General features: G+C 67.8%; 12 protein-coding genes. 4 read left to right on the top strand and 8 right to left on the bottom strand.

The genetic code is table 11. From position 1 onward, the window contains the following. Window positions 1-63: 63 nt before the first annotated feature. Window positions 64-1,443 carry a cation:proton antiporter gene (locus DN824_RS08250; protein ID WP_138407877.1) on the top strand — a complete coding sequence of 460 codons (1,380 nt, stop codon included), beginning with the start codon at window positions 64-66 and terminating at the stop codon, window positions 1,441-1,443. A gap of 3 nt (window positions 1,444-1,446) precedes the next feature. Here DN824_RS08250 and DN824_RS08245 read toward each other — a convergent pair whose 3' ends face one another. From DN824_RS08245 to DN824_RS08215, 7 genes are all read right to left on the bottom strand, one after another. After that, the gene (locus DN824_RS08245; RefSeq protein ID WP_138407876.1) at window positions 1,447-2,448 is read right to left on the bottom strand and encodes an LLM class flavin-dependent oxidoreductase; all 1,002 of its coding nucleotides are present in this window, start codon (window positions 2,446-2,448) and stop codon (window positions 1,447-1,449) included. A 294-nt stretch (window positions 2,449-2,742) separates the two neighbouring features. After that, complete coding sequence (locus DN824_RS08240) at window positions 2,743-2,958, bottom strand: dodecin (protein WP_138407875.1); 216 nt, start codon at window positions 2,956-2,958, stop codon at window positions 2,743-2,745. 122 nt (window positions 2,959-3,080) lie between these two features. Beyond that, the gene (locus DN824_RS22875) at window positions 3,081-3,368 is read right to left on the bottom strand and encodes a KTSC domain-containing protein (RefSeq protein WP_138407874.1); all 288 of its coding nucleotides are present in this window, start codon (window positions 3,366-3,368) and stop codon (window positions 3,081-3,083) included. A gap of 1 nt (window position 3,369) precedes the next feature. Beyond that, window positions 3,370-5,178: an ABC transporter ATP-binding protein gene (locus DN824_RS08230; protein WP_138407873.1), complete on the bottom strand. Its 1,809-nt coding sequence runs from the start codon at window positions 5,176-5,178 to the stop codon at window positions 3,370-3,372. Further along, a complete protein-coding gene (locus DN824_RS08225; RefSeq protein WP_138407872.1) occupies window positions 5,175-6,332 on the bottom strand; it encodes a glycoside hydrolase family 1 protein in 1,158 nt (385 codons plus the stop codon). The genes DN824_RS08230 and DN824_RS08225 overlap by 4 nt, the downstream gene beginning before the upstream one ends. Window positions 6,333-6,418: 86 nt before the next feature. Then, window positions 6,419-7,684, bottom strand: a complete 1,266-nt coding sequence (gene glf, locus DN824_RS08220) for a UDP-galactopyranose mutase (protein WP_138407871.1) — start codon at window positions 7,682-7,684, stop codon at window positions 6,419-6,421. Continuing rightward, complete coding sequence (locus tag DN824_RS08215) at window positions 7,672-8,859, bottom strand: glycosyltransferase family 1 protein (RefSeq protein ID WP_138407870.1); 1,188 nt, start codon at window positions 8,857-8,859, stop codon at window positions 7,672-7,674. Before DN824_RS08215 ends, glf begins: the two co-directional genes overlap by 13 nt. A 432-nt stretch (window positions 8,860-9,291) precedes the next feature. Here DN824_RS08215 and galE point away from each other — a divergent pair, with 432 nt between their 5' ends. After that, a complete protein-coding gene (galE, locus tag DN824_RS08210; protein WP_138407869.1) occupies window positions 9,292-10,341 on the top strand; it encodes a UDP-glucose 4-epimerase GalE in 1,050 nt (349 codons plus the stop codon). A 13-nt stretch (window positions 10,342-10,354) separates the two neighbouring features. On the opposite strand, the gene DN824_RS08205 is transcribed toward galE, so the two are convergent. Beyond that, complete coding sequence (locus DN824_RS08205; protein ID WP_138407868.1) at window positions 10,355-11,239, bottom strand: LysR family transcriptional regulator; 885 nt, start codon at window positions 11,237-11,239, stop codon at window positions 10,355-10,357. A gap of 178 nt (window positions 11,240-11,417) precedes the next feature. On the opposite strand from DN824_RS08205, the gene trpB reads away from it, so the two are divergent. Together trpB and trpA are read left to right on the top strand one after the other, a co-directional pair. Continuing rightward, on the top strand, window positions 11,418-12,629 hold the full coding sequence (trpB, locus tag DN824_RS08200) for a tryptophan synthase subunit beta (protein WP_138407867.1): 1,212 nt from the start codon (window positions 11,418-11,420) through the stop codon (window positions 12,627-12,629). Beyond that, window positions 12,626-12,954: tryptophan synthase subunit alpha (gene trpA / locus DN824_RS08195; RefSeq protein WP_138407866.1), on the top strand; the 329-nt coding region annotated here is incomplete at its 3' end. The genes trpB and trpA, both read left to right, overlap by 4 nt.

Below are 12,954 nucleotides of genomic sequence, written 5' to 3'. Positions count from 1 at the left end.
CCCGGCTCGAAAAACCACGGTCGCCACGCGCCGCTGACCGTCTCGCCCCTGTCCGGATAACCCATGACCTTTATCGAATGGATGGCCGTTCTCGGCGTCCTGTTGCTGATCCTGGCGCTGGCCTCGGCTTACCTGCGCTGGCTCCCGGTCACCACCTCGCTGATCTACCTCGGCTTCGGCGTGCTGATCGGCGAGCTCGGCATCGGGCTGTGGGAAATGGATTTCCTGCTCATCGCCGGCTGGATGGAACACCTCACCGAGGTCGCGGTGCTGGTCTCGCTGTTCATCAGCGGCCTGAAACTGCGCATGCCGCTGCGCCACCCGTCCTGGAAGAGCGCCTACGTGCTCGCCGGCCCGGTGATGCTGGGCTGCATCGCCGGCGTCACCCTGCTGTGCCATTACCTGTTCGGGATGAGCTGGGGCGTCTCGGTGCTGATCGGCGCGATACTCGCGCCCACCGATCCGGTGCTGGCAAGCCTGGTGCAGGTGAACAACGCGCGCGACCACGACCGGCTGCGCTATGGCCTTTCCGGCGAGGCGGGCTTCAACGACGGCACGGCGTTCCCCTTCGTGGTCTTCGGCCTGCTGCTGATCGAGCAGGAAACGCTGGCCGCCGGCTGGGTCGGGGAATGGGCGCTACACCGGGTGTTCTGGGCGGTTCCGGCCGGACTGCTGCTGGGCTTCGTGCTGGGCAAGCGGGTGGGACGCCTGGCGATCCACCTGCGCGCCCGGCATGCCGACACCGCCATGTCGCCGAACGATTCCCTGGCCCTGGCGCTGATCGCCCTGGCCTACGTCGGCGCCGAGGTGATCGGCGCCTGGGGCTTTCTCGCCGTGTTCGCCGCGGGCCTGGGCCTGCGGCATGCCGAGATGCAGGTCGCCGAGAAGTCGGAAACGCCTTCTGAGGAACTCGTCGTCGGCGTGGTGCCCCATGCCGCCGAAGGCGGGCTGACGCCCCGCGAGCTGCCGCTGGAAGACGGCAGGATCGCCGAGCCCAAGGTCGCGGCCGGCGTCCTGCTGGGTGACATCCTGGCCTTCGGCGGGCAGATCGAGCGCTCGCTGGAGGTGCTGCTGGTAACCCTGCTCGGGGTGCTGGTCTCGGTGCACTGGGACTGGCGGGCGCTACCCCTGGCCCTGGCGCTGTTCCTGGTGATCCGGCCGCTCTGCGTGCTGCTGCTGATGCCGCGTCGCTACCTGGACCGCCCGCAGCAGCTGCTGGCCGGCTGGTTCGGCATCCGCGGCATCGGCAGCCTGTACTACCTGAGCTACGCCATCACCCACGGGCTGCTGCCCGCGGAAACCGACGACCTGATCCCGCTGGTGCTGTCGGTGGTGGCGCTGAGCATCCTCATCCACGGGCTCAGCACCCAGCCGCTGCTGAGCCGCTACGAACGCCGCCGTGGCTCCACGGCCATGCCCGACGCTTCCGAACGCGCGGGCTGATGCTCAGCCATGCGCCAGGCGCTTGAGCAAGGTGTAGGAATGACGCCGCGCCGCCGGGTCGTGGATGGCGCTGTTGACGATGAATTCGTCGGCCTGGGTCTGCTGCAGGAAATCGTCGATCTGCGCCGGCAGGCTCTCGCGAGTGCCGACGAAGGTCGCGCGCAGCTGGCCGTTCACCGCGGCGCGCTCGTGGGGCAGCCAGAGCGAGTCGATGTGGTGGGTCGGCGCCGGCAGCGCGGTGGGTTTGCCACGGATCAGGTGCAGGAAGGCCTGCTGGTGCGAGGTCGCCAGGTAATGCGCCTCTTCGTCGCTGTCGGCGGCGACCACGTTGATCCCGACCATGGCGTAGGGTTTGTCCAGCACGCCCGAGGGCACGAAGCTCTGGCGGTAGATCGCCAGCGCCCGCAGCGCGTTGTCCGGCGCGAACTGCGCGGCAAAGGCGAACGGCAGGCCCAGCTGGCCGGCCAGCTGGGCGCTGAAGCCCGCCGAGCCGAGCAGCCAGATCGGGATGTGCAGCCCCGCGCCGGGAATGGCGATCAACTTCTGCCCCGGTACCGGCTCGCTCAGGTAATGGCGCAGCTCTTCGAGCTGCTGCGGGAAGGCGGTGTCCTCGTCGCCCAGGTGCCGGCGCAGGGCGCGGGCAGTGAGCTGGTCGCTGCCGGGCGCGCGGCCCAGGCCCAGGTCGATCCGCCCGGGAAACAGGCTTTCCAGCGTGCCGAACTGCTCGGCGATCACCAGCGGCGCGTGGTTGGGCAACATGATGCCGCCCGAGCCGATGCGCATGCGCCGGGTGGCCGCGGCGACCTGCCCGATGACCACGGCGGTGGCGGAGCTGGCCACGCTGGGGATGTTGTGGTGCTCGGCCAGCCAGTAGCGGTTGTAGCCGAGGGCTTCGGCGTGCTGCGCCAGCTCGAGGGTGTTGTGCAGCGCCTGGGCGATGGTGCCGCCCTCGGTGATGGGGCACAGGTCCAGGACGGAGAGCGGCAGGTCGGACAGTTGGGGCATGACGTCACCCATGAAGCAGAAGGAAATAAAGGCTGGGCACTTTAGGTCAGCGCCAGGGCGCTGGCCAGTTACGAGGGTTGATACCCACTATTAACGAACCCGCTGCCAGCCCCGGCGTTAACGGCTCCATCAGGCGGCCCCTACGCGCCAGACCCGTAGCGCCTACAGGCCTGCGCGGTCCGTGGCAGCGGCCCCGCCACCTGCCTGACGAACCCCGCACCGCCCGTCAGGTAGGACCGCCGTTCCGACGGAACCGGCCCGAAGCAGCGAAGGGCTGCAGACGCAGCCCCGGCATCAGCTGTTGATCAGGCGGAAGCCGACTTTCAGGGTGACCTGGAAGTGGCCGACCTTGCCGTTCTCGACGTGGCCGCGAATCTCGCCCACCTCGAACCATTCGACGTTCTGCAGGCTGCTGCTGGCCTCGCTGATCGCGTTCTGGATCGCCTCGTCGACGCTGTTGCGCGAAGAACCGACGATTTCGACTTTCTTGTACGTGTGGTGATCTGTCATGGCCTCTCCCCTGAATGGGTTATAGGCTTCCGGCCCGTTGGTGCGCGTCCTGCCCTATTTCAGGCCCGCGAACGCGGGCAGAAGTTCAGCGATACGGCCGCGATCACCACGGCCGATACCGCTCAATCCAGGCGCCGGTAGCGATGGCCCCGGGCCTTGAACACCTGGTTGAAATAGGTGCCCATCGACTCGGCCTCCAGCAGCTCGAGCACCACCTCGGGCGGCACGTCCTCGTAGCGGTAGAGCCCGTCGCCCTGGAACTCCACCTCCAGAATGCGGCTGTCCGGGTCGTAGCCCACGCTGCGCAGGCTCTCGGACTCGACCCGGACCCGCGCGAGGGCCGCCGGCTCGGGGCGCTTCGCACGCCCTTTGCGGTCGAGACCGCCGTCGCGGGGCTTGCGCGCGCTCATGTCACTCGGCGGGTGCCGACGCGGGGGCGGCCGGTGCTGCGGCGGCGGTGAACCCCTCGGACTGCATGCGCCAGAGCGACTCGAACTCGCCGCCGCGGCTGCGCAGCTCCTGCGGCGTGCCGTCCTCGATCAGCTTGCCGTGCTTGAGCACGACGATGCGATCGAAGGAGGCGAGCGTCGACAGGCGATGGGCCACGGCCACCACCGTGCGGTCCTGCACCAGCTTGCTCAGCGCCGCCTGGATTTCCGCTTCCGACTGGGTATCGAGCGCCGAGGTGGCCTCGTCCAGGATCAGGATCGGCGCGTCCTTTAGGAACGCACGGGCGATGCCAAGGCGCTGGCGCTGACCACCGGACAGCATCACGCCGCGCTCGCCCACCATGGTGTCGTAGCCCTCGGGCAGCTCGCGGATGAAGGCATCGCAGAAGGCGTTGCGCGCCGCCTCGATCACGTCCTCGTCGCTGGCGCCGGGCCGGCCGTAGCGGATGTTCTCGCGGATGGTGCGGTTGAACAGCGCGGTTTCCTGCGGCACCACCGCGATCTTCTCGCGCAGGCTGTCCTGGCTGACGCTGCGCACGTCCTGGCCGTCGATCAGGATGCGCCCGTCCTGGACGTCGTCCAGCCGCTGGATCAGGTTGATGAGGGTGGACTTGCCCGCCCCCGAGGAGCCGACGATGCCCACCTTCTGCCCGGCCGGGATGTGCAGGTCGAACTTCTCGAACACCGGGCCACGGTCGGGGTAGGCGAAGCTGATCGCCTCGAAGGTGATGTCGCCTTCGGCGAGCTTGAGCTGGGTCTCGGCATCCTGCAGGCCATGGGGCTGGACGATGATGCGCAGGGTGTCGTCGATCGCGCCGATCTGCTGGGTGGTGTCCACCAGCGCCAGGGCCAGGTCGCGCGAGCCGTGCAGGATGCGGAACGTCAGCGCGCTGACCAGCACCACGTCGCCGGAGGTCACCGAGCCGCCGACCCACAGGCTGATCGCCCAGATCAGCATGCCGCCGGCCATCAGCGACAGGCAGATGTCGTGCATCACCCGGGCCTTCTCCAGGTACATCCAGCTGCGCCGCTGGGCGCGGGCCTCGTAGCCGATCTCCTGGGCGAGCCGCTCGCTCTCGCGGTCGCGGGCGGAAAAGGCCTTGATGGTCCAGACGTTGGAGACCGCATCGACCAGCTCGCCGCCGACCCGCGCGGCCTGCGCGGCGAAGCGCTGGTGCTTGGAGCGCCCACGGATGCCGAAACCGGTGATCAGCGCGGCCACGATCATCACGAAGACGATCAGCGCCACCGCCATCCGTCCGTCGACGGTGATCAGCACCACCACCGCGCCGAGGAAGTCCACGATCGGCGGCACGATCTTCCAGGCCAACCCACCGTAGATGGCGCCCGCGGCCTGCCCCAGGGCCGAGATGCGGTTACCCAGCGAGCCGGCGAAATGCTCGGTGAAGTACCGCATCGGGTGCCCGGTCAGGTGCTTGAACAGGTCGACGCGGATGTCCACCACGCTCGCCACCACGGTGCGGCAGCCAAGCCAGCCGCCCAGGCGCCAGAAGACGTTTTCCAGGACGATCAGGCTGATGAACAGGCCGAGGGGGAACCAGACGTTGGCCTCGGAGCGGTCGCGGGTGGCCATGGCATCGACCAGCAGCTTCATCCCGTACTGCACCGCCACCGCGCAGGAAGCCGCGCCGACGATCAGGGCCAGCAACCCGCCGAAGTGCCAGGGTCTGACGCGGATGTAATGCCAGAGAAAGGCCACCGGCTGGCCGGGAAGAAGTGGTTGACCCTTCGACGCGGCCTTGGCGCTCATGATGTTATGTCTACCGTCTTCGACTCGGGGTGTTCGGCGTGGGCGAAGCGGGCCTGTTGCAGGCGCAGCTCATCGGCCAGGCCGTCGTGCGGCTTTCGCGTGCCGTTGTCGTCGGGGAAGCCGAGCAGCCCGACCGGGCAGTGCCTGTCGTCCGTCCAGCCAGGGTAGTCCACCACCGGATACAGGCAGATGCCCTCGACCGGCACGCCGCGCTGCATCGCCAGCCCGACCTGCTCGGCCACGTAGCGCAGCCATTCGCCACGCACATCGCCTTCGGCACCGGTCTCGGCGACCACCAGCGGGCGCTCGTAGCGCCGCCAGATCTCCTGCAGGATGCCCTTGAACGGGCGGTAATCGGGGTTGCTGCGATCGATGGTCTGGCCGTCGCCGTGATACCACTGGTTGTCCGAGTAATAGTTGACCCCGAGAATGTCCAGGTACTCCGGCGCACCGCCCAGGCCCGGCCAGGCCAGCCCGCAGAGCATGTCCCAGGCCTCGAACTGCGACTGGCGGAAGTTCTCCGCCTCGCGCTGCGGGCCCGGCCGGTCGTTGCGGGCCACCACATGGATGGCCGGGTCGACCTGGACGAAGCGCGCCCGCGGTTCCACCTCGCGGATCGCCTCGATCGCGGCGATGGTCGCACGCACCAGCTGGTGCTTGAGCTCCGGCCCACGGCCCCGGGCCATCGGGTTGAAGTAGGCCACGTCGCCGCCGGCCCACGCCCAGAAGGAGATTTCGTTGAGCGGCGCGAAGAACGGCACCTCGCCGGTTTCGTCCTTGACCACCTGCGCCAGGGCGGCGGCATAGCGCGCGAAGCGCTGGACGAACTGCGGACGCCAAATGTCGATGTCGTCCGGCCAGCCGTAGTGGCACAGGTCCCAGATCACCTGGGTGCCCTGGCGGTGCGCGGCGCGCAGCATCGGCAGGAAGCTGGACCAGTCGTACTGGCCCGGCACGCGCTCGATCAGGTGCCAGCGCGCGCCGTCCCGGACGGTGCGCAGCCCGTAGCGCTGCAGCGTGGCGTAGTCGTGGGCGGCGAACCGGTCATGTCCGGTCGCATCGAGCAGGTCCAGCCGGCGGCCGTCGCCGCGGCGGTGGTTGGAACACTCGAAGCCGCCCATGAAGAAGCTGTCGAAAATCGTCGGTCGGTGCATCGTCTCTTCACTCGCAAGCGCAGCCCCGGGGCGTCGCGCGTCGGCGACCCGGGGGCTACGGTTAGGCGCGTCACGCGCCGCTCAACTCAAGGTGCCTGCTCGGCCAGGCTGCGGGCGTGCTCCGCGCTCTCGCCGGCCTCGGGGCCCAGCTCGGCTTCCTCGATGCGTTTGTAGGCGGCCAGCGCCTGCCCGACGACCTGGTCCATGTTGTAGTACTTGTAGGTCCCCAGCCGGCCGATGAAGGTCACCCCCGGCGTCTCGTCGGCGAGCTTCTGGTAGCGCTTGTACAGCTCGGCGTTCTCCGGCCGCGGGATGGGGTAGTAGGGGTCGCCATCGGCCGAGGGGTACTCGTAGGTGATGCTGGTTTTCGGGTGTTCCTGCCCGGTGAGGTGCTTGTACTCGCTGATGCGCGTGTAGGGCACGTCCTCGGCCGGGTAGTTGACCGTGCCGACCGGCTGGAACCGGGCCTGGTCGAGCTGCTTGTGCTCGAACCTGAGCGAGCGATAGGGCAGCTTGCCGAAGCGGTAGTCGAAATACTCGTCGATCGGGCCGCAGTAGATCAGGTGGTCGTACTCGACCTCGTTGCGGATCTCGCGGTAGTCGGTGTTGATCATCACCTTGATGTTGGGGTGATCGAGCATCTTCTCGAACATCTTCGTGTAGCCATGCCTGGGCATCTGCTGGAAGGTGTCGGTGAAGTAGCGGTCGTCGGTGTTGGTGCGCGTCGGCACCCGCGAGGTCACCGACTTGTCCAGCTGCGACGGGTCCAGCCCCCACTGCTTGCGGGTGTAGCCGCGGAAGAACTTCTCGTAGAGCTCGCGGCCGATGCCGTTGATCACCACGTCTTCGCTGGTCTGGATGTCGTCCACCGGCTCGGCGCGGCTGGCCAGGTAGTCGGCGGCCTCCTGCTCGGTGGTCATGTTCAGCCCGTAGAGCTTGTTGAGCGTGGTCATGTTGATCGGGATCGGCACCAGCTGGCCGTCCACCTGGCCGAGCACGCGGTGCTCGTAGGGCCGCCACTCGGTGAAGCGCGACAGGTAGTCGACGATGCGCTGCGAGTTGGTGTGGAAGATGTGCGGACCGTAACGGTGGATCAGCACCCCGGCCTCGTCATGGTGATCGTAGGCGTTGCCGCCGATGTGCGGGCGACGGTCGACCACCAGCACGCGCTTGTTCAGCCCGGCGGCGAGGCGCTCGGCCAGCACGCTGCCGGCGAAACCGGCGCCGACGATGAGGTAGTCGAAACCGCGTTCGCGGGTCGCGCGCGACGGCGGCTCGCCTGCGGGTCGGGTGTGGTCGCTGCGACCGGAGGCCTGGTTGGGATTGCTGTCTTGGACGCTTACAGGGCGCATTGCATCTTCTCCTTCATCAGGCTCCAGGTGTAATCCCAGGACATGTCGCCCAAGATCTCGTCGGCGGTGGCCAGCAGGCGGTCGCGGTCGGCGGCGTCGGCCAGGGCGTCCTCGACCGCGGCGACGAACTCGTCGGTGGTCGCGGCGATGTAGACGATGTCGGTATCGCCGTAGGTGCGCACCACGTCCTTGATCGGCGTGGACACCACCGGACAGCCGCCGGCCAGGTATTCGGGGGTCTTGGTGGGGCTGATGAAGCGCGTCGACTCGTTCATCGCGAAGGGCATGATGGCCACGTCCCAGCCCGCCAGGTAACGGGGCAGCTCGTCGTAGGTCTTGCCGCCCAGGTAATGGATGTTGTCGCGCCGTGGCAGCTCGGCCGGGTCGATCTTGACCACCGGCCCGACCAGCACGAACTGCCAGTCCGGCCGCTGCTCGGCGGCTTCGGCGACCAGCTGGATGTCGAAGCGCTCGTCGATCACACCGTAGAAGCCCAGGCGCGGCCGGCCGATCATGGCCTGGTCTTCGGGATCGGCCTGGGGCCTGCGGGCCGCGGCGAAGTGCTCGACGTCCACGCTGCTGGGGAACGCATGGGCGTTGTCGTGCAGCTCGCGCTTGGCTTCCCAGATGCTGTAGCCGCCGGTGAAGACCACGTCGGCGCGCTCGAGCAGGGTGCGCTCGTTCTCCACCAGCGCCGGCGGGGCGCCGCGGAAGGCCGAGAGCTCATCCATGCAGTCGTAGACCGTGAGTCTGGGCTTGAGGTGGCCGGCATAGCCGAGCGCCATGGGCGTGTAGTACCAGAGCATCAGGTCGTCGCCCACGCCGAGCTTTTCCAGGTAGCCGTCCAGCAACTGGCGCTGGACGCGCAGCGCGTCTTCCCCCTGGCAACCTTCGGGCAACCGCGGCACCAGCACCTGCACGCCGCTGGCATCGGGGCGCACCTCGAGCCAGGGCTGGTCGTCCTCGGTACTGATCGGCTCCTCGAAGAACAGCACGTTGTAGTCACGGGCGAACCGCGACATCAGGTGCTGAGGACGCTGGTAGACGAAGCTCCAGCGCAGGTGGGAAAGACACAACAGCGTCGGAATCTGCTCGTCGAACACCACTTCGACCGGTGGCTGATCCGGGCTGCGCGACTTGCCGATGTCGTACTGGTAGGGACCGGCCCAACTCATTGTGCACCTCTGTTCACGGTTGGCGGCGCGCAGTCCGTCCTTCTCCGCGCATCGCGCTCGAAGCCAACGCCTCCTTGCGTAAAGCATCAATTCGGTGGGAATCGTCGGAGCGCTCGGCTGCTTCAACGAGAGCGACCCCGCCGGCTATGGACGATGCCAAACGCCGAGGGTTCCAAATCGGCGGTGTGCGACCGCTTCGCACTACCCGCTGTCGGCTGGCTGACACCGATCCGGAACTTGCCAGCCACCTCCCCGTCACTATTCACAGGACGTCTGACTTAGCCGGCAGCAGCCCAGCGCACTTCGATGCGGCTGACGTGCCTGCCCCGGCCCGCCGATCCCATTTCTGGAGACTGACTCGCCCGCTGCCCGTCAAGGCGAGCTGCTGTGTCTTCGACCGTGTTCGAAAAGTGCATATCCGGAGGTAGAAACATGATTCTGGTGACAGGGGGTGCGGGATACATAGGTTCCCATGCGGTCCTGGAACTGCTTCTGGCAGGCCACGATGTGCTGGTGCTCGACAACCTCTGCAACAGCTCGCGTACGGCGCTCGAGCGGGTAGAGAAGCTGGCGGGCCGGCCGCTGCATTTCGTCAAGGGAGACGTGCGCAACCGTCCCCTGCTCAACGCCCTGTTTGCCGCCTACCCGGTCACCGCGGTGATGCACTTCGCCGGTCTCAAGGCCGTGGGCGAAAGCGTGCGCGAACCCCTGCGCTACTACGAGACCAACGTCAGCGGCAGCATCGCGCTGTGCCAGGCGATGGCCGAAGCGGAGATCTTCAAGCTGGTGTTCAGCTCCTCGGCCACCGTCTACGGCGAGTCGCCGGTGATGCCGATCACCGAAAGCTGCCCGACCGGGATTCCGACCAACCCGTACGGCCAGTCCAAGCTGATGGCCGAGAACGTGCTGCGCGGCCTGGCTGACTCCGACCCGCGCTGGTCGATCGGCCTGCTGCGCTACTTCAACCCGATCGGCGCCCATGAGTCGGGCCTGATCGGCGAGGACCCCAACGGCATTCCCAACAACCTGCTGCCCTACATGCTGCAGGTGGCGGTCGGCAGGCGAAAGCAACTGAACGTCTTCGGCGCCGACTACCCCACGCCCGACGGCACCGGCATCCGCGACTACATCCACGTGGTCGACCTGGTCAAAGGCCACCTCAAGGCGCTCGACCGCCTGGAAAGCGTCAAGGGCGTCTCGGTGTGGAACCTGGGAACGGGCAAGGGCCATTCGGTGCGCGAGATGATCACCGCCTTCGAGCAGGTGATCGACCGGCCGCTGCCCCACAGCTTCCAGCCCCGCCGCGCCGGCGACATCGCCCAGTGCTGGTCGGACCCGACCAAGGCCTGGGAGGAACTGGGCTGGCGCGCCGAGAAAGACCTCACCACCATGCTCGCCGACGCCTGGCGCTGGCAGAGCCGCAACCCGCGCGGTTACGCGGTGGAAACACCGGAACCGGCCACCGCCGCCCTGGCCAGCTGATCGCCTCGGCGCTTCAGCCGAGCGCCTTGCGCAACCAGCCGGCCAGCTGCTCGGCGCGCCGGTCCTGGCGCCGGGCCGGCACCCAGAGCGTCAGGCGCGCCGAGGTGCGGACGAACCCCCAGGGCGCGACCAGGCGCCCGCTGGCCAGATCATCGGCCACCAGCTGCTGCGGCGCGATCGCGACGCCGAGACCCGCCAACGCCGCTTCCAGCAAATAGTAGAGGTGCTCGAAGCCCTGCCCCATGCGCAGCCTGTCCACCGCCAGCCCCTGCCCCGCGGCCCAGGTCGGCCAGGCTTGCGGGCGGGAAGTGGTGTGCAGCAGGGCCTGGTCGAGCAGGGCCGCGGCGGGTGCCTGGCGCAGGCTTGCGAACTGCGGGTGGTAGGGGCTGAGCACCGGCCCGATGGCCTCCTCGCCCAGTTCATACACCCGCATGTCCGCCGGCCAGGGCGGCTCGGCGTACCAGAGCGTGGCGTCCAGCCCGGCGCGGCGCGGGTCCAGCTCCCCTTCGCTGGCCGACAGCTGCAGGTGCAGGTCGGGCAGCTCGCGGTTGAGCCGGTCGAGCCGCGGAATGAACCAGCGCGCCAGCAGACTGCCCGGGCAGCCGAGCACGAAGGGCGCATCGACCGTCTGCTGGCGCAGCTCGGCACAGGTGCTGCGCAGCCGCTCGAACGCCTCGCCCGCGGCATCACGCAGCCGCAACCCGGCATCGGTGAGTTTTATGCCCCGCCCGTCCTTGCTGAACAGCGCCAGGCCCAGGTCTTCTTCGAGCACCCGGATCTGCCGACTGACGGCGCCATGGGTCACGCTGAGTTCGACTGCCGCCTGGCTTACGCTCTGCAGCCGGGCGGCGGCCTCGAAAGCGCGCAAGGCATTGAGCGGGGGAAGGTCCTGGCTCATCGGTGAGTTTTCCTGACAGGTTGCGGCAATCTTATCGCTTTTGCTCCGGCGCGCGCAGCCGTAACCTTGGTCTCATCGCACACCTGCCCGGTTGTCGTGGGAGCGGTCTTGCACGAAAGATCGCGGTCCAGACCGCTCCCACGACACCCCCGGCAGGCGACCCACAGAGGAGCCTCCCATGACTTCGTTACGCAACGGCCCCGACGCCAAGGGCCTGTTCGGCCACTTCGGCGGTCAATACGTCGCCGAAACCCTGATGCCGCTGATCCACCAGCTCGCCGCCGAATACGAGAAGGCCAAGCAGGACCCCGAGTTCGCCAAGGAACTGGCCTACTTCCAGCGCGACTACGTCGGCCGCCCCTCCCCGCTCTATTTCGCCGAACGCCTGACCGAGCACTGCGGCGGCGCGAAGATCTATTTGAAGCGCGAAGAGCTCAATCACACCGGCGCGCACAAGATCAACAACTGCATCGGCCAGATCCTGCTGGCCCGGCGCATGGGCAAGCAGCGCATCATCGCCGAGACCGGCGCCGGCATGCACGGCGTGGCCACCGCCACCGTGGCCGCGCGCTTCGGCATGCAGTGCGTGATCTACATGGGCACCACCGACATCGACCGCCAGCAGGCCAACGTCTTCCGCATGAAGCTGCTGGGCGCCGAAGTGATCCCGGTCACCGCCGGCACTGGCACCCTGAAGGACGCGATGAACGAAGCCCTGCGCGACTGGGTGACCAATGTCGACACCACCTTCTACCTGATCGGCACCGTCGCGGGCCCGCACCCCTACCCGGCCATGGTGCGCGACTTCCAGGCCGTGATCGGCAAGGAAACCCGCGACCAGTTGCAGGCCCAGGAAGGTCGCCTGCCCGACTCGCTGGTCGCCTGCATCGGCGGCGGCTCCAACGCCATGGGCCTGTTCCACCCCTTCCTCGATGACCAGAGCGTGAAGATCGTCGGCGTCGAAGCGGCCGGCCACGGCATCGAGACCGGCCAGCATGCCGCCAGCCTCAACGGCGGCGTGCCCGGCGTGCTGCACGGCAACCGCACCTTCCTCTTGCAGAACGAAGACGGCCAGATCATCGACGCGCATTCGATCTCCGCGGGCCTGGACTACCCCGGTATCGGCCCGGAACACGCCTGGCTGCACGACATCGGCCGCGTGGAGTACACCTCCATCACCGACAAGGAAGCGCTCGCCGCCTTCCACACCTGTTGCCGCCTCGAAGGCATCATCCCCGCGCTGGAGTCCTCCCACGCGCTGGCCGAAGTCTTCAAGCGCGCGCCGAGCCTGCCGAAGGATCACCTGATGGTGGTCAACCTCTCCGGCCGCGGCGACAAGGACATGCAAACCGTCATGCACCACTTCGACGAACAGGAAGAACACCTATGAGCTCCCGTCTGAAGACGCGCTTCGACGAGCTGAAGCAGCAGAACCGCGCCGCGCTGGTGACCTTCATCACCGCCGGCGACCCGGACTACGCCACCTCCCTGGCCATCCTCAAGGGCCTGCCGGACGCCGGCGCCGACGTGATCGAACTGGGCATGCCCTTCACCGACCCGATGGCCGACGGCCCGGCGATCCAGCTGGCCAACATCCGCGCCCTGGCCGCCAAGCAAGACCTGGCCAGGACGCTGCAGATGGTCCGCGAATTCCGCCAGGGCAACCAGACCACTCCGATCGTGCTGATGGGCTACTTCAACCCCATCCACAAGAT

Source organism: Stutzerimonas nosocomialis (assembly GCF_005876855.1).
GTDB lineage: Bacteria > Pseudomonadota > Gammaproteobacteria > Pseudomonadales > Pseudomonadaceae > Stutzerimonas > Stutzerimonas nosocomialis.
Note: the sequence above shows the minus strand (reverse complement) of the source record. Positions and strands in the feature narration are given on the sequence as shown.

Coding starts and splice junctions, on each gene's coding strand:
- DN824_RS08205 (WP_138407868.1), bottom strand. CDS start 11,239: ATGAGCCAGGACCTTCCCCCGCTCAATGCCTTGCGCGCTTTCGAGGCC.
- galE (WP_138407869.1), top strand. CDS start 9,292: ATGATTCTGGTGACAGGGGGTGCGGGATACATAGGTTCCCATGCGGTC.
- trpB (WP_138407867.1), top strand. CDS start 11,418: ATGACTTCGTTACGCAACGGCCCCGACGCCAAGGGCCTGTTCGGCCAC.
- DN824_RS08215 (WP_138407870.1), bottom strand. CDS start 8,859: ATGAGTTGGGCCGGTCCCTACCAGTACGACATCGGCAAGTCGCGCAGC.
- DN824_RS08250 (WP_138407877.1), top strand. CDS start 64: ATGACCTTTATCGAATGGATGGCCGTTCTCGGCGTCCTGTTGCTGATC.
- DN824_RS08240 (WP_138407875.1), bottom strand. CDS start 2,958: ATGACAGATCACCACACGTACAAGAAAGTCGAAATCGTCGGTTCTTCG.
- DN824_RS08245 (WP_138407876.1), bottom strand. CDS start 2,448: ATGCCCCAACTGTCCGACCTGCCGCTCTCCGTCCTGGACCTGTGCCCC.
- DN824_RS08225 (WP_138407872.1), bottom strand. CDS start 6,332: ATGCACCGACCGACGATTTTCGACAGCTTCTTCATGGGCGGCTTCGAG.
- DN824_RS22875 (WP_138407874.1), bottom strand. CDS start 3,368: ATGAGCGCGCGCAAGCCCCGCGACGGCGGTCTCGACCGCAAAGGGCGT.
- DN824_RS08230 (WP_138407873.1), bottom strand. CDS start 5,178: ATGAGCGCCAAGGCCGCGTCGAAGGGTCAACCACTTCTTCCCGGCCAG.
- glf (WP_138407871.1), bottom strand. CDS start 7,684: ATGCGCCCTGTAAGCGTCCAAGACAGCAATCCCAACCAGGCCTCCGGT.